At 72.4% G+C, this 21,404-nt stretch carries 21 protein-coding genes; 9 read left to right on the top strand and 12 right to left on the bottom strand.

The window, feature by feature from the left end; all coding sequences use genetic code 11:
• Positions 1–44 precede the first annotated feature (44 nt).
• Positions 45–1,262 (bottom strand): fused response regulator/phosphatase, encoded by a 1,218-nt coding sequence (locus AB0E91_RS23375; protein ID WP_361785121.1) that lies wholly within the window; start codon positions 1,260–1,262, stop codon positions 45–47.
• A 260-nt stretch (positions 1,263–1,522) separates the two neighbouring features.
• Between AB0E91_RS23375 and AB0E91_RS23370 the strand changes: the two genes are divergently transcribed.
• Complete coding sequence (locus tag AB0E91_RS23370) at positions 1,523–1,726, top strand: hypothetical protein (protein ID WP_361785118.1); 204 nt, start codon at positions 1,523–1,525, stop codon at positions 1,724–1,726.
• A 33-nt stretch (positions 1,727–1,759) separates the two neighbouring features.
• Here the strand turns inward: AB0E91_RS23370 and AB0E91_RS23365 are convergent, their stop codons facing one another.
• From AB0E91_RS23365 to AB0E91_RS23340, 6 genes are all read right to left on the bottom strand, one after another.
• Positions 1,760–2,467, bottom strand: a complete 708-nt coding sequence (locus tag AB0E91_RS23365; RefSeq protein ID WP_361785115.1) for a potassium-transporting ATPase subunit C — start codon at positions 2,465–2,467, stop codon at positions 1,760–1,762.
• Between the two features lie 4 nt (positions 2,468–2,471).
• A complete protein-coding gene (gene kdpB / locus AB0E91_RS23360) occupies positions 2,472–4,571 on the bottom strand; it encodes a potassium-transporting ATPase subunit KdpB (protein ID WP_361785112.1) in 2,100 nt (699 codons plus the stop codon).
• A 32-nt stretch (positions 4,572–4,603) separates the two neighbouring features.
• Complete coding sequence (gene kdpA, locus AB0E91_RS23355) at positions 4,604–6,265, bottom strand: potassium-transporting ATPase subunit KdpA (RefSeq protein WP_361785109.1); 1,662 nt, start codon at positions 6,263–6,265, stop codon at positions 4,604–4,606.
• Between the two features lie 8 nt (positions 6,266–6,273).
• Complete coding sequence (kdpF, locus tag AB0E91_RS23350) at positions 6,274–6,363, bottom strand: K(+)-transporting ATPase subunit F (RefSeq protein WP_161183200.1); 90 nt, start codon at positions 6,361–6,363, stop codon at positions 6,274–6,276.
• A 200-nt stretch (positions 6,364–6,563) separates the two neighbouring features.
• On the bottom strand, positions 6,564–7,448 hold the full coding sequence (locus AB0E91_RS23345) for a carbon-nitrogen hydrolase family protein (RefSeq protein WP_361785105.1): 885 nt from the start codon (positions 7,446–7,448) through the stop codon (positions 6,564–6,566).
• Between the two features lie 132 nt (positions 7,449–7,580).
• On the bottom strand, positions 7,581–8,894 hold the full coding sequence (locus tag AB0E91_RS23340) for an MFS transporter (RefSeq protein WP_361785102.1): 1,314 nt from the start codon (positions 8,892–8,894) through the stop codon (positions 7,581–7,583).
• Between the two features lie 139 nt (positions 8,895–9,033).
• On the opposite strand from AB0E91_RS23340, the gene AB0E91_RS23335 reads away from it, so the two are divergent.
• From AB0E91_RS23335 to AB0E91_RS23320, 4 genes are all read left to right on the top strand, one after another.
• Positions 9,034–9,510 (top strand): NUDIX domain-containing protein, encoded by a 477-nt coding sequence (locus tag AB0E91_RS23335; protein ID WP_361785099.1) that lies wholly within the window; start codon positions 9,034–9,036, stop codon positions 9,508–9,510.
• 102 nt (positions 9,511–9,612) lie between these two features.
• Entirely contained in the window at positions 9,613–9,774 is a 162-nt protein-coding gene (locus AB0E91_RS23330; protein WP_361785096.1) for a hypothetical protein, read from the top strand.
• A gap of 11 nt (positions 9,775–9,785) precedes the next feature.
• On the top strand, positions 9,786–10,454 hold the full coding sequence (locus AB0E91_RS23325; protein ID WP_361785540.1) for a M15 family metallopeptidase: 669 nt from the start codon (positions 9,786–9,788) through the stop codon (positions 10,452–10,454).
• A 4-nt stretch (positions 10,455–10,458) separates the two neighbouring features.
• A complete protein-coding gene (locus AB0E91_RS23320; protein WP_361785093.1) occupies positions 10,459–11,223 on the top strand; it encodes a PIG-L deacetylase family protein in 765 nt (254 codons plus the stop codon).
• Positions 11,224–11,267: 44 nt separating this feature from the next.
• Here the strand turns inward: AB0E91_RS23320 and AB0E91_RS23315 are convergent, their stop codons facing one another.
• A complete protein-coding gene (locus tag AB0E91_RS23315; RefSeq protein ID WP_361785090.1) occupies positions 11,268–12,176 on the bottom strand; it encodes a UTP--glucose-1-phosphate uridylyltransferase in 909 nt (302 codons plus the stop codon).
• A 196-nt stretch (positions 12,177–12,372) separates the two neighbouring features.
• Here AB0E91_RS23315 and AB0E91_RS23310 point away from each other — a divergent pair, with 196 nt between their 5' ends.
• The 4 genes from AB0E91_RS23310 to AB0E91_RS23295 all read left to right on the top strand — a co-directional run bounded on the left by AB0E91_RS23310 (position 12,373) and on the right by AB0E91_RS23295 (position 17,762).
• Positions 12,373–13,905 carry a M1 family metallopeptidase gene (locus AB0E91_RS23310; RefSeq protein ID WP_361785087.1) on the top strand — a complete coding sequence of 511 codons (1,533 nt, stop codon included), beginning with the start codon at positions 12,373–12,375 and terminating at the stop codon, positions 13,903–13,905.
• A 253-nt stretch (positions 13,906–14,158) separates the two neighbouring features.
• On the top strand, positions 14,159–16,087 hold the full coding sequence (locus tag AB0E91_RS23305; RefSeq protein ID WP_361785084.1) for an N-acetylmuramoyl-L-alanine amidase: 1,929 nt from the start codon (positions 14,159–14,161) through the stop codon (positions 16,085–16,087).
• A gap of 108 nt (positions 16,088–16,195) precedes the next feature.
• Entirely contained in the window at positions 16,196–16,558 is a 363-nt protein-coding gene (locus AB0E91_RS23300; RefSeq protein ID WP_361785081.1) for a DUF779 domain-containing protein, read from the top strand.
• A 64-nt stretch (positions 16,559–16,622) separates the two neighbouring features.
• Positions 16,623–17,762, top strand: coding sequence for a phosphodiester glycosidase family protein (locus tag AB0E91_RS23295; protein ID WP_361785537.1), 1,140 nt, complete (start codon positions 16,623–16,625; stop codon positions 17,760–17,762).
• A 33-nt stretch (positions 17,763–17,795) separates the two neighbouring features.
• On the opposite strand, the gene AB0E91_RS23290 is transcribed toward AB0E91_RS23295, so the two are convergent.
• The 4 genes from AB0E91_RS23290 to AB0E91_RS23275 all read right to left on the bottom strand — a co-directional run bounded on the left by AB0E91_RS23290 (position 17,796) and on the right by AB0E91_RS23275 (position 21,384).
• Entirely contained in the window at positions 17,796–17,990 is a 195-nt protein-coding gene (locus AB0E91_RS23290) for a hypothetical protein (RefSeq protein WP_018546599.1), read from the bottom strand.
• A 135-nt stretch (positions 17,991–18,125) separates the two neighbouring features.
• Positions 18,126–19,238, bottom strand: coding sequence for an acyl-CoA dehydrogenase family protein (locus tag AB0E91_RS23285; protein ID WP_361785078.1), 1,113 nt, complete (start codon positions 19,236–19,238; stop codon positions 18,126–18,128).
• The gene (locus AB0E91_RS23280; RefSeq protein ID WP_361785075.1) at positions 19,235–20,416 is read right to left on the bottom strand and encodes an acyl-CoA dehydrogenase family protein; all 1,182 of its coding nucleotides are present in this window, start codon (positions 20,414–20,416) and stop codon (positions 19,235–19,237) included. Before AB0E91_RS23280 ends, AB0E91_RS23285 begins: the two co-directional genes overlap by 4 nt.
• Positions 20,413–21,384, bottom strand: a complete 972-nt coding sequence (locus AB0E91_RS23275) for an NADPH:quinone oxidoreductase family protein (protein WP_361785072.1) — start codon at positions 21,382–21,384, stop codon at positions 20,413–20,415. Before AB0E91_RS23275 ends, AB0E91_RS23280 begins: the two co-directional genes overlap by 4 nt.
• Between the last annotated feature and the right edge of the window lie 20 nt (positions 21,385–21,404).

Genomic DNA, 21,404 nt, shown 5'->3' with positions numbered 1-21,404 from the left:
CTCGTCGTTCGTCACCGTGCGCTCCGACTTCGTTGGTTTCACTTCTAGTTCCAGCTCACATGGACGACGGCCACGTCGTCGGCGAGTCCGCCGCGTTCCTCGGCCAGTCCTTCGGCGCGGCCGATCAGGGTGTCCACGAAGTCCTCGGCGGGCAGGGTGGCCGACTCCCGGGCGAGGGCCAGCAGCCCGCCCTCGCCGAGGCGTTCGGGTCCGCTGCTCACATGTCCCTCGAACAGGCCGTCGGTGAAGAGGACCACGGACGCGCCCGGCGGTACCGGCAGTTCGGAGGTCGGCCACCCGGCCACGCCGGGGACCATGCCGAGCGCGGGTCCGCCGGGCACCTCCACCCAGTCCACCTCGGCGCCGGTGCGGCGCAGCAGTCCGGGGTGTCCGGCCCGTACGACGCTGGCGCTGTGGGCGCCGGGTACGGCGGCGAGACTCACCAGCGTCGCGAAGACCTCGTCCCGGGCGCGCTCGGCGACCAGCAACTCCTCCAGTCGGCCGACCTGTTCGGCGCCGGTGATGCCGCTGAGGACGAGGGTGCGCCAGGCGATGCGCAGGGCGACACCGAGGGCGGCCTCGTCGGGGCCGTGCCCGGAGACGTCCCCGACCAGGGCGTGGACGGCGCCGTCGGCGCTCTGCACGATGTCGTAGAAGTCGCCGCCGAGGAGGGCCTGGGCGCGGCCGGGGCGGTAGCGGGCCACCACGTCGACGCCCTCGGCGCGCAGCAACGGCCTTGGCAGCAGCCCGCGTTCGAGGCGGGCGTTCTCCCTGGCCTGCATCTGACTGGCCTGGAGGGCGACGGCCGCCTGCTCCGCCTGCTTGCGCTGGATCGCGTAGCGCACGGCGCGGCCGAAGAGTTCGGGTTCGACGCGGCCCTTGACGAGGTAGTCCTGCGCGCCCGCCGCGACGGCGGCGAGGCCGGTCTGTTCCTCGGCCAGTCCGGTGAGGACGACGACGGCCACCTGGTCGGCGTGCGCCTGGACCATGGACAGGGCCTCCAGGCCCCGGGCGTCCGGCAGGTTCAGGTCGAGCAGGACACAGTCGGGCAGCTCGGCGGCGAGCACGTCCGCGGCCTCGGTCATCGAACGCACCCAGCGCAGGCTCATCTTGAGGGCGCTGTCGGTGACCAGCTCCTCCACGAGGAGGGCGTCCCCGGGGTCGTCCTCGACAAGAAGCACCGACGGCTCCCGGCCGTCCCACTCCGCCTCGTCCCGTGCCGTCGGCACGAGCCGTGCGGCACCCGTCCGCGACGTCACCATGGCCCCGTCCCTCCCACCACTACCCGTCGCCTACGCTCAGTGGACGCCGACCGCCAGGGGCCGAGCATACTCATCGCGCCCATTCGAAGGTCACCAGTCCCCTATGCCCAGGGAGCGGGGAAAACGATCCGGGCATCATGGATGTCATGGAGACACCGGGTACCGAGTGGATCACCGTCGCGGCCTACGAGAACCTGCCGGGCGCCGTCCGGCCGATGGCGGCCGCGCGCGCTTGACTGCGCGACCGCGGCATCGACTGGATGCCCTTCGCCCCTGACGAGATCGGCCGGCAGCACGCCTGCGGGATCGGCGCCGACGGCCACTGGCACGGCTGGTTCGACGTCCGTGTCGACGCCGACGCGCTGCGGCGGCTCGGGCTGCATCCCGGCCGGCCCACCGCCGGGGTCGACGGGCCGTCCCCGCCGGGGTGGTGGCACGCGGCGGCGGAGCGGCGCGCTCGATGAGGGCGCCGCTCCGCCGGGCCACGGGCGTTCCGGTCAGCCTCGCGCCACCACCTCCCGCAGCGCCACGTTCAACTCCAGGACGTTCACGCGGGGTTCGCCGATGAAGCCGAGCGTCCGCCGCTCCGTGTGCGCGTCGACCAGTCGGCGCACCTCGGCCACGGACAGGCCGTTGTGTTCGGCCACGCGGCGGACCTGGAGCAGGGCGTAGCCCGGTGAGATGTCGGGGTCGAGGCCGGAGCCGGAGGAGGTCACCGCGTCCGGCGGGATGTCGGCCGGGGTGACGGGGTGCCCGGGGACCGAGTTGTCGCGGGCGACGGCGGCGCGGGCGGCGAGGACCTGGGCGCAGAGCGTGCCCTCGGCGGGTGCGGCGGGGCAACGGCCGCGCACCGCACCGCTGTCGGCGGCGAGGTTGGTCGCGCCGGACAGCAGGAGGTGGTAGCGGGTGTTGACGCTGTTGGTGCCGAGCCCGTTCGCCGGGCGCCCCTGGAACCACCTCGGGTCGGGGCGCGGTGCGCCCTCCCCCTTCGTGGGCGGAAGGTCGTACGACTGCCCGATGAGGGAGGAGCCGACGGTGCGGCCGTCCGCCCGGACCTCGGAGCCGTTGGCCGCAGCGGCGAACAGCGACTGGGCGACGCCGGTGACGGCGAGCGGGTACAGCACACCGGTGAGCACGCTGAGCACCAGCAGCGCCCGCAGGCCCGCTCCGAACAACCGGGCTGTGTTGGCAAGGGAGTTGTTCATGTCGTCACCCGATCCCGGGGATCAGCGAGAGAAGCAGGTCGATGAGCTTGATGCCGACGAAGGGCGCGACGAGGCCGCCGAGGCCGTAGACCGTGAGGTTGCGCCGCAGCATCCGGTCCGCGCCGACGGGCCGGTAGCGCACACCGCGCAGGGCGAGCGGCACCAGGGCGACGATGACCAGCGCGTTGAAGATCACGGCCGAGAGGATGGCGGAGTCCGGCGAGGTCAGCCGCATCACGTTGAGCGCTTCGAGGCCGGGGTAGACCGACGCGAAGAGCGCCGGGATGATCGCGAAGTACTTCGCAACGTCGTTGGCGATGGAGAACGTCGTCAACGCACCCCGGGTGATGAGGAGTTGCTTGCCGATCTGGACGACCTCGATCAGCTTGGTCGGGTCGGAGTCGAGGTCGACCATGTTGCCGGCCTCCTTGGCGGCCGACGTACCGGTGTTCATCGCCACGCCCACGTCCGCCTGGGCCAGCGCGGGGGCGTCGTTGGTGCCGTCCCCGGTCATCGCGACGAGCTTGCCGCCCGCCTGCTCCCGTTTGATCAGGGCCATCTTGTCCTCGGGGGTGGCCTCCGCGAGGAAGTCGTCCACGCCCGCCTCCTCCGCGATGGCCTTCGCGGTCAGCGGGTTGTCCCCGGTGATCATCACCGTGCGGATGCCCATGCGGCGCAGCTCCGCGAACCGCTCCCGCATCCCGTCCTTCACCACGTCCTTGAGGTGGACGACACCGAGGACGCGCGCCCCCTTCGCGTCGCGCACGGCGACGAGCAACGGGGTGCCCCCGGCGCGGGAGATACAGTCCACGACCGCCTCCGCGTCGTCGGCGACCGAGCCGCCGCGCTCGCGCACCCAGGCCACGACCGAACCGGCCGCGCCCTTGCGGACCTCGCGCCCGGCCACGTCGACCCCGGACATCCGGGTCTGGGCGGAGAAGGCGACCCACTCGGCACCCGCCAGCTCGCCCTGGTGCCGCTCGCGCAGCCCGTACCGCTCCTTGGCGAGGACGACGACGGAGCGGCCCTCGGGCGTCTCGTCGGCGAGCGAGGAGAGCTGGGCGGCGTCCGCGAGTTCGGCCTCGGTGGTGCCGCGCACGGGGACGAACTCGGCGGCCCTGCGGTTGCCGAGGGTGATGGTGCCGGTCTTGTCCAGCAGCAGGGTGGAGACGTCGCCGGCCGCCTCGACGGCGCGCCCGGACATGGCCAGTACGTTGCGCTGGACCAGCCGGTCCATACCCGCGATGCCGATCGCGGAGAGCAGCGCGCCGATGGTGGTCGGGATCAGACAGACCAGCAGGGCGATCAGGACGACCATGGTGAGGTGGGTGCCCGCGTAGTCCGCGAACGGCGGCAGCGTCGCACAGGCCAGCAGGAACACGATGGTCAGCGAGGCGAGCAGGATGTCGAGCGCGATCTCGTTGGGCGTCTTCTGCCGGGCGGCGCCCTCGACCAGACCGATCATCCGGTCGACGAAGGTCTCGCCGGGCCGGGTGGTGATCCGGACGACCACGCGGTCGGAGAGCACGCGGGTGCCGCCGGTCACCGCGCTGCGGTCGCCGCCGGACTCGCGGATCACCGGCGCAGACTCGCCCGTGATCGCGGACTCGTCCACGGAGGCGACACCCTCGACCACGTCACCGTCGCCGGGCACGATGTCCCCGGCCTCGCAGACCACCAGGTCGCCGACGCCGAGTTCCGTGCCGGGCACCCGCTCCTCGCGCCCGTCGACCAGTCGGCGCGCCACCGCGTCCGTCCTGGCCCGGCGCAGACTGTCGGCCTGCGCCTTGCCCCGGCCCTCCGCGACCGCCTCCGCCAGGTTGGCGAAGAGCACGGTCAGCCACAGCCACGCGCTGATCGCCCAGCCGAACCAATCGGTGGGGTCGGTGAGGGAGAACGCGGTGGTCAGGACCGAGCCGATCCAGACGACGAACATCACCGGCGACTTGACCATGACGCGCGGATCGAGCTTGCGGACGGCGTCCGGCAGCGACCTGACCAGTTGCCGGGGGTCGAACAGGCCCGCGCCAAGCCGGTGTTGAGGGTCCCGTCTCGGCGTCGGCGGCTCTTGGGAGGCTGTGGGGGCGGAGGTGAGTGCGGACATCGAGTCCTCTTGCCTGTCCATACGAGTGGTCATCACGCCAGCCCTTCGGCGAGCGGACCCAGCGCGAGCGCCGGGAAGTAGGTCAGGCCGGTGACGATCAGGATCGCCCCGACCAGCAGTCCGGTGAACAGCGGCTTCTCGGTGCGCAGGGTGCCCGCGGTGACCGGCACCGGGCGCTGGGCGGCGAGCGAACCGGCGAGCGCGAGCACGAACACCATCGGCAGGAACCGGCCGAGCAGCATCGCGAACCCGGTGGTGACGTTGAACCAGTCGGTGTTCGCGTTCAGCCCGGCGAACGCCGAACCGTTGTTGTTCGCCGCCGAGGTGAAGGCGTACAGCACCTCGGAGAAGCCGTGCGCCCCGGAGTTGAGCATCGAGTGCGGCGGGGTCGGCAGCGCCATCGAGGCGGCGGTGAAGACCAGCACCAGGGCCGGGGTGACCAGGATGTAGCAGGCCGCGAGCTTCATCTCGCGCGCCCCGATCTTCTTGCCCAGGTACTCGGGGGTGCGGCCGACCATCAGACCGGCCAGGAACACCGCGATCACCGCCATGATCAGCATGCCGTAGAGACCGGAGCCGGTGCCGCCGGGCGCGATCTCGCCCAGCATCATGCCAAGCATGGTGAGACCGCCGCCGAGCCCGGTGAACGAGGAGTGGAAGGAGTCCACCGCGCCGGTCGAGGTGAGCGTGGTCGAGGCCGCGAAGATCGACGAGGCGCCGACCCCGAAGCGGACCTCCTTGCCCTCCGTCGCGCCCCCGGCCGCCTGGAGCGCCGGGCCGTGGTGGGCGAACTCGGTGGCCATCATCAGGGCGGTGAAGCCGAGCCAGATGACGCCCATGGCGGCGAGGATCGCGTACCCCTGCCGCACCGAACCGACCAGCACACCGAAGGTACGGGTCAGCGAGAACGGGATCACCAGGATCAGGAAGATCTCGAAGAGGTTGGTGAAGGGCGTCGGGTTCTCGAAGGGGTGGGCGCTGTTGGCGTTGAAGTAGCCGCCGCCGTTGGTGCCCAGCTCCTTGATGGCCTCCTGGGAGGCGACGGCGCCGCCGTTCCACTGCCGGCTGCCACCCATGAACTGCCCGACCTCGTGGATGCCGGAGAAGTTCTGGATCACCCCGCAGGCGACCAGCACGAGCGCGGCCAGCACGGCGAGCGGCAGCAGAATCCGCACCGTGCCGCGCACCAGGTCGGCCCAGAAGTTGCCCAGTTCACCGGTACGGGACCGGGCGAAGCCGCGTACGAGGGCCACCGCGACGGCCATGCCCACGGCGGCGGAGACGAAGTTCTGCACCGCGAGACCGGCGGTCTGCACGACGTGCCCCATGGTCTGTTCGCCGTAGTACGACTGCCAGTTGGTGTTCGTCACGAAGGAGACGGCCGTGTTGAACGACTGCGTCGGCGACACCGAGGCGAAGCCGAGCGAGCCGGGCAGTACGCCCTGGAGCCGCTGGAGGAGATAGAGGAAGAGGACACCGGCGACGGAGAAGGCGAGGACGGCCCGCAGATACGCGGTCCAGGCCATCTCGGTGCCGGGGTCGGCGCCTATGGCCCTGTAGGTCCACCGCTCCACGCGCAGATGTCTGCGGGAGTCGTAGACCCGGGCCATATAGGTGCCGAGAGGCATGTGGACGAGCGCGAGCGCGCCCGTCAGGGCGAGCAGCTGGAGCACGCCCGCGAGTACGGGACTCATGGCCGCGCTCAGAACCTCTCCGGGAAGATCAGGGCGAGGACGAGATAGCCCAGCAGAGCGACGGCCACGACAAGACCGACGACGTTCTCGGTGGTCACAGCTTCGTCACCCCCTTGGCGACGAGGGCCACCAGCGCGAAACCCGCGAGGACGGCGAGTACGAGGGCCGTATCGGCCATCTTGGACTCCTGAAGGGCGAGGATTGATCGCTTGCCCTTCGAGCAAACCCCTCCCGCGACCGGTTCGGACCCCGCGTTGACAGCCCTCTTACGCCGCCGGGCCCTCCCTTGACGAGGCTCTTACGGCGACGACTCCGCAGGTCGGACGGCGGTGTCGCTGGAGCCGTCGGTGCAGTCGGTGCCGCCGCCCGGCGTGGGCGCGGCCTTCCGCGCCGCGAGCAGCACCTCCGGATCGAGGTCGACGACGACCAGCTCCTGCCGGTCGGGACCTGCCTCGGCCAGCACGCGCCCGTCCGGACCCCACACGGCGCTGGAGCCGCAGGTGTGCCAGTCGCCGGTGGTGCCGATGTGGTTGGAGAGCACGGTGTAGCAGGTGTTCTCGCGGGCGCGGGCCGGGAACCAGGTGCGCGACTCCTGGTAGCCGTTGCCGACGCCGAACAGTGCGCCGACCACATAGGCGTGACACCCGTCGAGGGCCGCCGCGCGGGCGTGCTCGGGGAAGCCGGAGTCGTAGCAGATGCCGAGGCCCAGCCGCCAGCCGTCGAGTTCGAGGGTGCGTCCGGTGGTGCCCGCGCGATAGATCGGGGTTTCCGTCGGGAAGAGGTGCTGCTTGTCGTAGCGCGTGACGTGCTCGCCGTCCGCGCCGATGACGAGCGCGGAGACATGCAGGTCGCCGTCCTCGAGGAACGCGGCGCCGACGACGGCGACGGTGCCGGTCTCCCGGCAGGCCGTGGAGACGGGGGCCAGGCGCGGGTCCCGCGGCCGTACGGCGTGGCGGCTGGGGTCGGCGCGGATCAGCTCGGGCTCGTAGCCGCTGAGGAACTTCTCGGGGAAGACGACGAGGCGGGCCCCTGCGGCGGCCGCCTCGCGGATCATGGCCGCGACGGTGACGACGTTGGCCTCGATGTCACCGGCGACCGCCTGGGCCTGCGCGGTGGCCATGCGGAGCGGGTGCGCGGGGAGGGTGAGGGTGGGGCTAGGGTGCTGACCTGCGGATTCTGTCATGGATCTTGAGCTTATCCGCAGGTCTGGGGCACGGGTTCGCATGTGGTCCGCCCACATGTCGAGGAAACTGTCGAGCGCTTCCTGCGTCTGCTCGGTGTTCTGCATATCTGCGTTCTGCATATCTGCGCCCTCCTAGGTCCGAAGACGGGCACACTCCTTATGTGGCGTGTCACAGGCGACACCCTGATCGCACGGGCACGGACGGCCACCGTCGGGGGACGCGGGGGTCCGGCGCAGCTCGGCCGTCGCGGCGCCCACGGCGACCACCGCGAGCACACACAGCAGACCGCCGCTGACGAGCGCCGTCGTGCCGGTGGTGGCGGACGCGACGAGTCCGCCGCGCATGTTGCCGAGGTCGGGCCCGGCCCGGCCCACGATCTGCTCGGCCGCTCCGACCCGTCCGAGCAGCGCGGGTGGGGTGTGTGCCTGGACGACGGTTCCCCGGGCCACGACGGACACCGTGTCGGCGGCGCCCGCGACGACGAGGAAGGCCAGGCCGAGCCAGGGTTCGGTCGACAGCCCGAAGAGGATCAGCGCGGCTCCCCACCCGGCGGAGGCGACGAGCATGATCAGTCCGGGGCGGGGGCTCCGGGTGAAGGTCCCGGAGAACAGGGAGGCGGCCACGCCTCCGGCGGCGATGGCGGCGAGGAACAGGCCGAGCGTGCGCGGGTCTCCGTCGAACCGTTCGGCGTTGACCAGCGGGAACAGGCTGATCGGCATGGACAGCACGGTCGCGGCCAGGTCGGTGAGCAGGGCTCCGCGCACGACGGGGGTGCGCACCAGGAAGGCCAGACCGTCCCCCACACCGCGCAGTCCGGGCCGGGCGGGCTCGGCGTCGTCGTCCGGGCTCATCGGGGGCAGGCCGAAGGCGCCGAAGAGCGCGGCGAGGAAGGTGACGGAGTCGATCAGATAGCACCCGCCGACCCCCACCCCGCTCACGAGCAGGCCGCCCAGCGCGGGTCCGGCCAGCATGGCGGCCTGGAAGGCGATGCGCCGCAGCGCGAGGCCGGCCGCGCGCTGCGGCTCGGGCAGCAGTTGCGGGACGAACGTACGCGAGGCCGGGGCCCCTCCGGCGACGAAGCAGGACTGGAGGGCGACAAGGCCCAGGACACCGGCGGGCGGCAGCTGCCCGAAGAACCCCTGGACCGCGAGGAGCAGCGCGCAGACGGCCTGGCCCGCGGTCGTCCACAGATAGAAGCGGCGGCGGTCCACCCGGTCGACCAGCGCGCCCGCGAAGAGCCCGAGCCCGATGAGCGGCACCGCCTGCGCCAGGCCGACGGCACCGGTCCACGCGGTGCTCCCGGTCATCTCCCAGATCTGGAACATCACGGCGACGACGGTCATCTGCCCGCCGAATCCGGACAGGGTCTGTCCCAGCCACAGCCGCCGGAAGACGGGCGACGACCGCAGCGGGGTCACATCGAGCAGCGCGCGTTCCAGGCCCATGACCGGCCAGTCTGCCCCAACGGCAGCCGAGTTCGCGCCACCCGCCCCGAACCGGTCATCCCTTCCGCCACCCGGCATGACGCCGCCCATGCCGGGGCAGTCTGAGCAAGCCCGCCGTATCCACCCGAGAGGTGCCGAAATGCCCGCCGATGAAGCCGACTTCGTACCCTCGACGGGCGGCCGGACCCTGAACGTCATCGGCGTCCACCTGTACGCGGAGGACCCGGAGGGACGGGTACTGCTCGGCCAGCGCCACCCCGACTCGCCCTACGAGGGCGGGAGTTGGCACTTCCTGGCAGGACACTGCGAGCAGGAGTCCGCCGTGGCCTGCCTGGTGCGGGAGGCGTACGAGGAGGGCGGACTGGTGATCGACCCCGCCGACGTGGAGTTCGCGCACGTGGTGCATCTGCTGGACGCCCCAAGGAGGCGGCCGCGCATGCAACTGATCTTCCGGGTGCGGGGGTTGAAGGGCATCCCGGAAGTACGGGAACCGGACAAGTGCCTGGCCTGGCACTGGTGGCCCCCGGACGGCCTCCCGGACCCGCTCGTGCCCTACGCCCGCGCGGCGATCGAGGGCATCCGCGCCGGACGCGCGTACACCGAGATGGGCTGGTGAGCCGGATGAACACCAAGTCACACGCACGGAGGCGCCGTTGAGCACCGGACGCCGTCACACCGAGCCCGTCGACGGCTCGGCGCGGCGGAGATCCAGGGGCTCGTGCCGGCCCCGGAGGAGCACGACGAGGGGCGGGTGTTGCCGCTCGTCGCCTGGCAACCGATCATGACGGAAAGGGATTTCGCGCGGCTGGGCGCGGTGGTGGAGGCCCGTTCCAACGGTGTGGCGGCCTACTTCGATTCAGGGGACTGGGAGACCGAGTGAGCATCGTGCTGATGTCCGACGACCGGGTGGCGCGGATACCGGTCAGGGAGTGCGGGGAGCGGCTGGTCGACGTGCGCGTCGGCGGCACGCTCCGCGTGGACGCCCGGCGGTGGGACGCGCCCGGCGCCTTCGCGCATCTGCGGGAGGGGGTGGTGGAGCGGCTGCTGCACGCGGGGTCGCTGCTGCCGGACGGGCTCGGTCTGCTGCTCGTGGAGGGGTACCGGCCACCGGCCCTGCAACGGCGTTACTTCGCGGACTACGCGGGCGAACTCGCCCGGGACAACCCCGACTGGCCCGCGGACCGCCTCCGTGACGCCGCCAGCCGCTATGTCTCGCCGCCGGAGATCGCCCCGCACAGCGCGGGCGCGGCCGTCGACCTCACCCTGGTCGACAGCGACGGCGTCGAACTCGACATGGGCACCCGCATGAACGCCACCCCGGAGGAGAGCGGGGGCGCCTGCTACACCGACGCCGCCGGCATCAGCGACCGGGCCCGCGAGCACCGCACCCTTCTCTCGACCGCCCTGACCTCTGCGGGCCTGGTCAACTACGGCACCGAGTGGTGGCATTGGAGCTGGGGCGACCGCTACTGGGCCTTCCGGACGGACCAACCCGCCGCGCTGTACGGCCCGGTGGAGGACCACTCCCTCCCACGGCCCACCCCCTCGCCGGAGCACTGACCCGATGACACCGCCCAGCCTCCTCGCCGTGTTCGCCCACCCCGACGACGAGTCCCTGGTCTCCGGCGGTGTCATCGCCCGCCACGCGGCGGCGGGCGCCCGGACGACGGTCGTGACCGCCACCTGGGCCCCCGACACCTACCGCACCCGCGAACTCGCGGACGCCGTAAGGGCGTTGGGCGCCGAGCCGCCCCAGCTGCTCGGCTACGCCGACGACCGCGTCCCCGACTCAGCACCGGGACAGCCGCGTTGGTGCGACGTGCCGCTGGACGAGGCGGTCGCCCATGTGGTGGCCGCCATCCGCGCCGTCCGCCCGGACATCGTGCTCACACACGACGCGTACGGCGGCCTCACCGGCCATCCGGACCACCGCCGCACCCACCAGGTCACCCTGCTCGCCGCGGCCGCCGCCGGGCTCGGGGACCTCCACCCGGAGGCGGGCGAGCCGTGGCAGCCGGGCGCCGTGTACCTGGCCACCCATCCGGACACGGCGGTGGCCGACCTCGGCCCCCTGATGACCCGGGCCCGCAAGTCCGTCCTGGCGGTGCCGCACCACCAGGTGAGCGCGGTGGTGGACGTACGCCCGTGGCTGGACCGGAAGTGGGCGGCGATCCTGTCCCACCGCAGTCAGGTGGAGCGCGAACGCCCCCTCCCCGGCCTCCTCGCCCGCCTCCCCACCGAGGTACGGCACCGCATCATCGGCACGGAGTACTACATGCGGGTCGGCCTGGCCCCGGACGCGCCATCCCTGACACACCTGACGGTCTGACCCCGCAGACCCACCGACAACTCACCCGCGCGCGAGAACACCGGTCATCCGTCGATCCGGCGCACCAGCTCCCGCAGCACCGGCCCGTACTCCGGGTGGGCCAGGGCGTGGGCCATCTGGGCCACCAGGTAGTCGGCGGGGTTTCCGGTGTCGTACCACTCGCCCCGGATGACCTGCCCGTAGACCGCGTGGTGGGCGGCGTACGCGTTGAGGGCGTCGGTGAGGTAGACCTCGCCGGCCGGGCCGCCCCGCCGTTCGGCCTCGTACCAGAGGCGGGTCTGTTCGCGGAGTTCGTCGACGATGCCGGGGGTGACGACGTAGCCGCCGATGGCCGCGTACGCGGACGGCGCCGCCTCCGGCTCCGGCTTCTCCACCAGGCCGGTGATCCGCAGCATGCCGTCGCCGAGGTCCTCCTTGACGACGGGGACGCCGTAGCGGGGGGAGTCGGCCGGGTCCATGGGGAGGAGGGCGAGGACGGGGCAGCCGGTCTGCTCGTAGGCGCGGATGAGTTGCTGGGCGCGGGGAACCTCGGCCACGAACACGTCGTCGGGCCACAGGACCAGGACGGGTTCGTCGCCGAAGCTGCGGGCGGCGTTGAGGACGGGAGTGCCGTTGCCGTACGGGCCGTGCTGGTCGAGGTAGGTGATGTGGCCCCGGCGGGCCAGCTCGGCGACCTCCTCCACGGCGTCGGCGTACGCGACCTTGCCGTCCTCCCTGAGCTGCCGTACGAGAGCCGGGTTGGGGCGGAAGTGATCCTGGATCAGGGACTTGCCGCCGGAGACGACGATGGTGATGTCGGTGATGCCGGAGTCCACCAGCTCGCGCACGGTGTGCTCCACGACGGGTTTGTCACCGACCGGCAGCATCTCCTTGGGCGTGGCCTTGGTCAGCGGCAGCAGCCGCGATCCGAGCCCGGCGGCGGGAATCACGGCCCGGCGGATGGTGGGGGGCATCAGCGCTCCAGGGGTTGTTCCGAGGGGTGTCACAACAGGCACCGACGCTAACGACGAAGACTGTGGAGGGTTGACATCTCCCGCACAGGCGGGAGACAGGAGGGCGACGCGGGGACGGCCATCGGGGAACCCGCCGACATCGGGGAAACTCCCATCAAACCCCCTATATCACCCCGCACCCTGACATAGTGCCGCCATGTCTCTCCCCCGCCGCACCCTCCCCCTCCTCGCCCTGACCGGTACCGCCGTCGCCCTCACCGCCACCGCCTTCCTCGTCCTCGAACCGCGCTCCAGGACACCGGGCACCCATCCCGCCGCCCCCGGTACGACCCGCACCACCGCACAACAGGCCGCCGAGGCGCCCGCTCCCGGCGCGCCCGGCATCGGTGACCCGCTCGTGCCGCTCGACGGAAACGGCGGCTACACCGTCGACCGCTACACGCTCGACTTCGACTGGCGGGCGCCCCGCACCCCCTTCCCCGCCACCGCGACCCTCGCCGCGACCGCCACCCAGGCCCTGTCCCGGTTCGACCTGGACTTCGCCGGGAACACGCTGCGCTCCGTCACCGTGGACGGCGCCCCGGCGAGGACCGAGCGGAAGGGGGACGAACTGGTCGTCACACCGGGGCGGCCCCTCGCGCGCGGGCACCGGTTCACCGTGCGGGTGGCGTACACCGCCGACCCGACGCAGCGACGCCATCGCGACGACGCGATCCAGGACTACGGCTGGGTGCCCACCGACGACGGCACACTGCTGTCGCCCCAGCCCGACGGCGCCAGGATGATCTTCCCGGCGAACGACCACCCCAGCCTGCGCGCGCCGTACACCTTCCACGTCACCACCCCGCCGGGCATCACGGCCGTCGCCAACGGACGGCTCGTCAAGCGTGAGGCCCGGCCGGACGGGCGGACCCGGTGGACGTACGACTCGGAGCAGCCGCTCGCCGCCCAGCTGGTCCAGCTCGCGATCGGCAGGCTGACCGTGATCGACGGCAAGGGCCCGAACGGGCTGCCGGTGCGGGACGTGGTGCCGGACTCCCTGGTGGCCGACACCACGGCGTACCGCTCCCTGACGCCGGACCATCTGGCCTGGCTGGAGCAGCGGCTCGGCCCGTACCCGTTCCGCCGCTACGGCGTCCTCGTCGGCACCGGCGATCTGCCCGTGGCGCTGGAGACCCAGTCGCTGTCGACCGTGCCGAGCGCCGATCTGCTGGGGGATCGGGTGACCGCCGAGCGCAACCTCGTCCACGAGCTCACCCACCACTGGACCGGCGACAGTGTGGCCATCCGCCGCTGGTCGGACCTGTGGCTGAGCGAGGGTCACGCCCGCTTCTACGAGCTGCTCTACGCCGACACCCACGGCGGCCGGAGCATGGCGGACATGATGCGTTCGGCCTACGAGCAGCACGACCAGTGGCGCCACGACGACGGCGCCCCGGCGGAACCGACGGAGCCGACGCTGTTCCGGCAGATCCGCTACGACGGCTCCGCGCTGGTGCTGTACGCCCTGCGGGAGAAGGTCGGCGCGGACACCTTCGCGCGGATCGAGCGCTCCTGGGTGACGGAGTACCAGGGGCGGACGGCCGGCACCCGAGACTTCGTCAGGCTCGCCTCGAAGGTCGCGGGCGAGGACCTGACACCGTTTCTGGAGCCCTGGCTGTACGGCGCGCACACCCCGCCGATGCCGGGTCACCCGGACTGGCACACCGACCCCGTGGAGGACGACTGAGCCCTCCCCCGCCGGGCGGGACGCGCTGCCGCCGACCGGGTGGCCTCGGCGCGGGTGATGGTCCACGCGGTTGACGCTCGGCGCGACGTGGCGCGCGAGGCAAGGAAACGTACGAGGGGTGACGTACAGGGCGAACCCCTGTGCCCTGGTCGCATTCTCTGGCCACGCCGACCTCGTTGGAGCCTCCCGTATGAGAAAACGCGTCGCCCCCCGCGTCTCCGGTTATGTGCGCGGACACCGGCGAATCGTCTGTGTGAGCGCTTCGGCAGCACTCTTGCTGCCGCTGCTGCTGCTCGACCAGTCGGACGACGGCGGCGGCCCGTCCGACAATCGCCTCCAGGACGACTACACCGCCGCCGCGGCCGAGTACCACGTGCCCCGCAGCGTCCTGATGGGCGTGTCCTACCTCCAGTCGCGGTGGGACTCGCACCCCGGCGTCGCGAGTGTCGTCGGCGGCTACGGCCCGATGCACCTGGTGGACTCCGCGGGGCTCCCGGCCCAGCAGCTGCCGCACCATGTGACGCCCCGGCCGCAGACGCTGACGCCGAGTCCGGCCGCCTCCCACGGGACCGCCTCCCGAAACGCAGTCGGGCAGGCGGACCTGCGGCGGGCCGCCGGACTCCTCAAGCTTCCGCCGGAGCGGCTCCAGAAGGACGACGCCGCGAACGTGCGCGGTGGCGCCGCCCTGCTCGCCGAGACCCAGCGGAAGCTCGGCAAGCCGCTCAGCGCCGACCCGGCCCAGTGGTGGGAGGCGGTGGCGAGGTTCGCCGGGACGGCCGACACGGCCCAGGCCGAGGCGTACGCCAACGACGTCTTCGACGTCATCCGCAAGGGCGCCGACCGTGTCACCGACGCCGGGCAGCACGTGGTGCTCGCCGCGAGCCCCCAGGTGCGTTCGCGTGCCGCCACCGCGCAGGGCGCGCAGCGCTCGAAGAACGTCGAGTGCCCGCCGGAGCTGAACTGCTCCTGGCTGAGCGCGCCGTACGTGCGGATCAACGAGGACGCCTACGGCAATCACGACCTGGCGAACCGCCCCAAGGACCAGCGGATCGAGTACATCGTCATCCACGACACCGAGGCACCGCTGGCCTCGATGCTCGCGACCATCCAGGACCCGGAGGAGGCGTCCTGGCACTACTCCATCCGCTCCAGCGACGGCCACGTCACCCAGCACGTGAAGACCAAGGACGCGGCCTGGCACTCGGGCAACCAGTTCGTCAACGGCCGCTCGATCGGCATCGAGCACGAGGGTTTCCTGCGCCAGCCGGACGCCTGGTACACCGAGCAGATGTACCGGTCCTCGGCCCGCCTCGTGAAGTATCTGGCGAAACGTTACTCCATCCCGCTGGACCGGCAGCACGTCTTCGGCCACGACAACGTTCCCTCACCGACCGAGGGCACCATCCCGGACATGCACGACGACCCCGGCCCCTTCTGGGACTGGCGGCACTACTTCGACCTGCTCGGCGCCCCGCTGAAGGCCACGGCCGGGCCGGACAGCGACATCGTGATGATCCTTCCGGACTACGGCAAGCACAAGCCGGTCTTCACGGGCTGCACCGAGAGCGGCGAGACCTGCGCCCCGCACGGTTCGAGCGCCGTCCGGCTGCACACCGAGCCCTCCGAGGACGCGCCGCTGATCCAGGACCCGGGGCGGCGCCCCGACGGCGAGGACACCACGGTCGACGTGGACGACCTGGGGTCGCGGGTCTCGGCGGGCCAGGACTTCGCGGTCGCGGAGCGCAGGGGCGACTGGACGGCGATCTGGTTCCAGGGCCACAAGGCGTGGTTCAAGAACTCCAAGGACCGGCCGACGGCGGTCGGCGCGCGCGGCCACATGATCACCCCCAAGGCGGGCCGGAGCGAGATCCCCGTCTTCGGCCGCGCGCTCCCGGAGGGGTCCGCCTACCCGGACGGCGTGGACGAGGCGCAGGAGGCCCCGCTGCCGTACACCATCAAGGCGGGCCAGCGGTACGTGACCGGGGCCCGGGTCTTCGGCTCGTACGTGGACCGCTCCTCCTTCCAGGACATCCCGGCGCCGGTGATCCAGGGCCAGGTGCCGTACTACGAGATCCAGTTGGACCACCGGCTCGCCTACGTCCGGGCGAGCGACGTGGACGTGCTCTCGACGCCCGGTGCGGCGGGCGCCCCCGCTCACGCGGGCCCGACGCCCCAGCGCTGACAGCGACTTGAGGGCCGATCCCGCGACCGGGGTCGGCCCTCACCCGTGAAGTACGCGTGCTGGACGTGCTGTTGGGGAGCCAGCAGACTGAAGGCATTGGAGGAAGCGATGGCAGACGAAGAGGTCCCCCGCGTCCGGCTCACACCGCAGGCCGCCGAGCTGGTGCACAAGCTGCGGGCCGCGCACGGTCCGCTGATGTTCCACCAGTCCGGCGGCTGCTGCGACGGCAGCGCACCCATGTGCTACCCGGCCGGCGAGTTCCGCACCGGCGGCTCCGACGTCCTGCTGGCCGAACTCGCCGTCGAGGACGTCCCGGAGCCGGTGCCGTTCTGGATGTCCAGGTCCCAGTTCGAGGTCTGGAGCCATACGCGCCTGACGGTGGACGTGGTGCCGGGGCGCGGCAGCGGCTTCTCCCTGGAGGCGCCCGAAGGGGTGCGGTTCCTGATCCGCTCGCACGTGGTCGAGGGCTAGCCCCGTCGTGAACCGCCGGTCTGCGGTGGTCGCTTCGTGCGGCGCGGTGCTCGCGCTGCTCACCGTGTTCGTGGCCCCTGCGGGGGCCGCGCCGGACGGCGGCTCGGTCGTACGGGGCGTGCGGTACCGGCAGTTCGACGTGGCCGGGGCGGCCGGGACCGCTCGGGTGCATCTGCTCACCGTCGACCTGGGCGACCGGCATGTCCGGGTCCGGCTGCTGCAGCCGGGCGCGGTGGCCGCGCGCGAGACCGTCTCACGGCTGGCGGACGCGGCGGGGGCGGTCGCGGGGATCAACGGGGACTTCTTCGACATCACCGAGACCCAGCACCCGGGCGTCGAGGCCACGGGCGCGAGCGTGGGACCGGCGGTCGCGGACGGGCGGCCCATGAAGGCGGCGGTCCCGCTGGGCCAGCGGTTCGGGCCGACGCCACCGCCCGGCACGACAGGGCGTGAGGTGTTCGGCGTGGGCATCGACCGCAGGGCCCGGCCGGGACGGCTGCGGCTGAGCGGCTCGGTCCGCACGGCGGTGGGCACGTTTCCGCTCGGCGGTCTCAACCAGTACGCGCTCCCCCAGGACTCCATAGGCGCGTTCACCACGTGGTGGGGCACCACCTCCCGGGCTCGCGCCGTATGCGGCACCGACACCAACCGGGCGGCCGGATGCGACACCGACGCCCGGGAGGTGACGGTGCGCGGCGGCCGGGTGGTGACCGTGTCCGAGGGGCCCGGCGGCGGTCCGATCGACCGGGGCACGACGGTACTGCTCGGGCGCGGCAGCGGGGCGCGGCTGCTCGGCGGGCTGTCCGTGGGCGACCGGGTGCGGGTGCGGTACGGCCTGGTGGCGGGCTCGGTGCCGTACGCCTTCGCGCTCGGCGGCTTCCCCGTCCTCAGCCGGGGCGAGCCGCTGCCCGGACTGGACGACACCGTCCCGGCCGTGCGTACGGCGGTGGGCGTCACCCCCGGCGGGCGCAGACTCCTGTTGCTCGCCCTTGACGGCTCCGCCGCCTACCGGAGCGGGCTGACCGTCGCCGAGGAGGCCGCGACGCTGCGGCAACTGGGCGCGGCGGAGGGGTTCAACCTGGACGGCGGCGGGTCGACCGAACTGGTCACGCGGGACCAGGGCGGCATCGTGATCCGCAACCATCCGAGCGGCGGCGCGGAACGGCCCGTGCCGAACGGGATCGGGGTGTTCGCGGCGCCGTGAGCCGGTGAGATGCGCGCCCCCCGTGCCCGAGCGTCAGGGCCGCAGCCCGCTCACCAGCTCCGCCGTCGCCGTGAGCCCGCTGGAGATGCTCGGGCCCATGCTGGTGCCCGCCAGGCAGAAGCCGAGCAGGACACAGGTCAGGGCGTGGGAGATCTTCAGCGCGCCATTGCGCAGGAAGACCACCGCCAGGATCAGGAGCAGCAACATCACCGAGATGGAAACGGCCATCGGAAACCTCCTCCGCGCGCGCCCGTTGGGCGGCGTTCGGCCGCAAGTGTGGCGTAGCGGAGGGTTCGTCCGGGCAGCTGACGTGTCCCCCGTCCGGGTGATGTCGCGCGGACGGGGGTTGTCACCGGTGCGGTGTCAGGGCGCCTGAAGATCGACCAGCGCGGCCAGGTTCTCGCGGTGGGCGCCCGCCGTGCCGTAGGCAAGGGAGTCGGCCTTGGCGCGCTTGAGGGACAGGTGCGCGGGGTGCTCCCAGGTCATGCCGATGCCCCCGTGAAGCTGGACCGCCTCCTCGGTGGCGTGCACGGCGACCGGAGAGGCGTACGCCTGGGCGACGGCCACGGCGACCTCGGTGTCCACGCCCGTGGCCAGCGCGTCGGCGGCCGCACGGGCGGCGGCACGGAGGTTGACGACCTCCAGCCACAACTGGGCGAGCCGGTGCTTGACCGCCTGGAAGCCGCCGACGGGCCGGTTGAACTGCCTGCGCTCCTTGAGATAGCGCACGGTCTCGGTCAACGCCCAGTCAGCAACGCCGAGTTGCTCGGAAGCGAGCAGTCCGGCGGCTACGGTCAGGGCGCGCCGTACGGCGGGTTCGGCCGCACCGACACGGCGGCCCGGCGCACCGGCGAGAGTGACGGTGGCGAGCGGGCGCGTCAGGTCGAGCGAGATCTGCGGAGCGACGGTCACCGCGTCGGCGTTCACCGCGTAGAGCCCGCCGTCGTCGGCCGGGACGAGCAGCACGTCGGCGGCGGCCGCGTCCGCGATCCCGGTGAACTCACCGTGCAGCAGGCCCTCTTCGAGACGGGCGACGGGGAACGCGGCACCGGGGGCGCGGTGCAGGCCGACGACGAGGGCGGCGACGGTGCGCCCGGAGGCGAGGTCGCGCAGCAGCTCGGCGTCCTCGCAGGCGAGCAGCGCCTCGGTGGCGGTGACCGCGCTGGTGAGGTACGGCACGGGCGCCACGGAACGGCCCAACTCCTCCAGGACCACGGCGACTTCGCGGTGCGTGGCCCCCTGGCCGCCCAGGTCCTCCGGGATCAGCAGCCCGGCCAGGCCCATGCCGTCCGCCAGCAGCTTCCACAGGGCGAGATCGTGCGGGGTGTCCGACTCGATGCGGGCGAGCACGGACTCCGGGGCGCAGTGGTCGCCGAGCAGGTCGCGGACGGCGGCGCGGAGCGCCTCCTCCTCTTCCGAGTAGAGCAGATCGGGTTCGGCGGCCGGCGTCCGCTCACCGGTGTTCGTCGTGCTCATCGGGCGAGGTCCTTCCAGGCGACGTCCTTGTCGGTGCGCGGTTCGGCGGGCAGGCCGAGGACGCGTTCGGCGACGATGTTCAGCAGGACCTCGCTGGTCCCGCCCTCGATGCTGTTGCCCTTGGCGCGCAGATAGCGGTACCCGGCGTCGCGGCCGGTGAAGTCGACCAGCTCGGGGCGGCGCATGGTCCACTCGTCGTACAACAGCCCTTCTTCGCCCCGGAGTTCGACCTCCAGGCCGCTGATCTCCTGGTTGAGTCGGGCGAAGGCGAGCTTCATGCCGGAGCCCTCGTAGCCGGGCTGTCCGGCGACGAGCTGCTGGCGCAGGCGTTCGGCGGTGAGGCGGGAGACCTCGGCCTCGACCCAGAGCCCCAGCAGGCGCTGGTGGAGGTCGTGGGTGCGCAGTTCGGGGCGTTCGCGCCAGGTCGTGGCGACCGGGCCGATCATGCCGCCCTCGCGGGGCAGTCGCATGCCGCCGATGGAGACGCGCTCGTTCATGAGCGTGGTCTGCGCGACCCGCCAGCCGTCGCCGACCTCGCCGAGGCGGCGGGAGTCGGGTATGCGCACGTCGGTGAGGAAGACCTCGTTGAACTCCGCCTCGCCGGTGATCTGGCGCAGCGGCCGGACCTCGACGCCGGGGTCGCTCATGTCGCAGATGAAGTACGTGATGCCCGCGTGCTTGGGCACGTCCGGGTCGGTGCGGGCGATGAGGATGGCCCAGCGGGCGAGATGGGCGCTGGAGGTCCACACCTTCTGCCCGTTGACCACCCAGTCATCGCCGTCCCGGACGGCGCGGGTGCCGAGCGCGGCCAGGTCGGACCCGGCGCCGGGTTCACTGAAGAGCTGGCACCACACCTCCTCGCCGGTCCACAGCGGGCGCAGGAAGCGGGACTTCTGCTCGTCGGTGCCGTAGCGCAGGATCGTCGGCGCGGCCATGCCGAGGCCGATGCCGATGCGCCGGGGGTCGTTGTCGGGAGCGCCCGCGGCCTCCAACTCGGCGTCCACGACGGCCTGGAGGGCGCGCGGGACACCGAGTCCGCCGAGGCCCTCGGGGTAGTGCACCCAGGCGAGTCCGGCGTCGAAGCGGGCGCGCAGGAAGTCGAGGCGATCGGTGGTGGCGGGCGGGTGCGCGGCCAGCAATTCGGCTGTGCGGCGGCGCAGTTCCCCGGCGTCGGTCATGCGGCGGCTCCGTTCTCCAGGACCACGGCGATACGGCCCGTGGTCGTACCGTCGGCGACCCGCTGCACGGCGTCGGCCGCGCCGTCCAGGGGCACGCGCTCGCTGATCAGCGGCTTGATGGCGCCGCGGGCTGCGAGTTCGGTCAGTTCCTCGTGGCAGCGCAGGACCAGCTTGGGGTCCTTGGTGTTGTACAGGCCCCAATGCAGGCCCACGATCGAGTAGTTCTTCACCAGGGCGTGGTTGAGGGCGGGGTTCGGGATGGTGCCGCTGGCGAAGCCGACGACGACGATCCGGCCCTCGAAGGCGACCAGCTTGGCGGACTGCGCGTAGGCGGTGCCGCCGACGGGGTCGTAGATCACGTCGGCACCCCGGCCGCCGGTGGCCTCCTTGACGGCGGCGACCACGTCCTCGGCGTTCCGGTCCACGACCACGTCACAGCCCAACTCGCGGGCGACCGCAGCCTTTTCGGCGCCACCGACGACGCCGATGACGCGTGCCCCGGCCGCCTTGCCGAGCTGGACGGCCGCGCTGCCGACACCTCCGGCGGCGGCGTGTACGAGCAGGGTCTCGCCCGCCTCCAGGTGCGCCCTGCGGTGCAGTCCGAACCAGCCGGTCTGGTAGCCGATGTGCAGGGCGGCGGCTTCCGCGTCGTCCAGCGAGTCGGGGGCGGGCAGCAGCGCGCGGGCGTCGGCGAGGGCGTACTCGGCGAAACCGCCGTACGGCAGCGCGGGGTTGGCGATCACGCGGCGCCCGTCCTCGGTCTCGCCGCAGATCTCGACGCCGGGCGTGAAGGGCAGCGGGGGCCGGATCTGGTACTGGCCCCGGCACAGCAGCGCGTCCGGGAAGTTGACGTTGGCGGCGCGCACCCGGAGCAGCACCTGCCCCTCGCCGGGCACCGGCCGGTCCACTTCCGCGAGGCGCATCACCTCACCCGGCTCGCCGTTCTCGTGCACCTGCCATGCCTGCATGTGAAGCCTCCACGGGACTG

Source organism: Streptomyces sp. NPDC026659, from assembly GCF_040638245.1.
Lineage (GTDB): Bacteria > Actinomycetota > Actinomycetes > Streptomycetales > Streptomycetaceae > Streptomyces.
The sequence above is the reverse complement of the archived record's forward strand: the minus strand, read 5'-3'. Positions and strand labels throughout refer to the sequence as shown.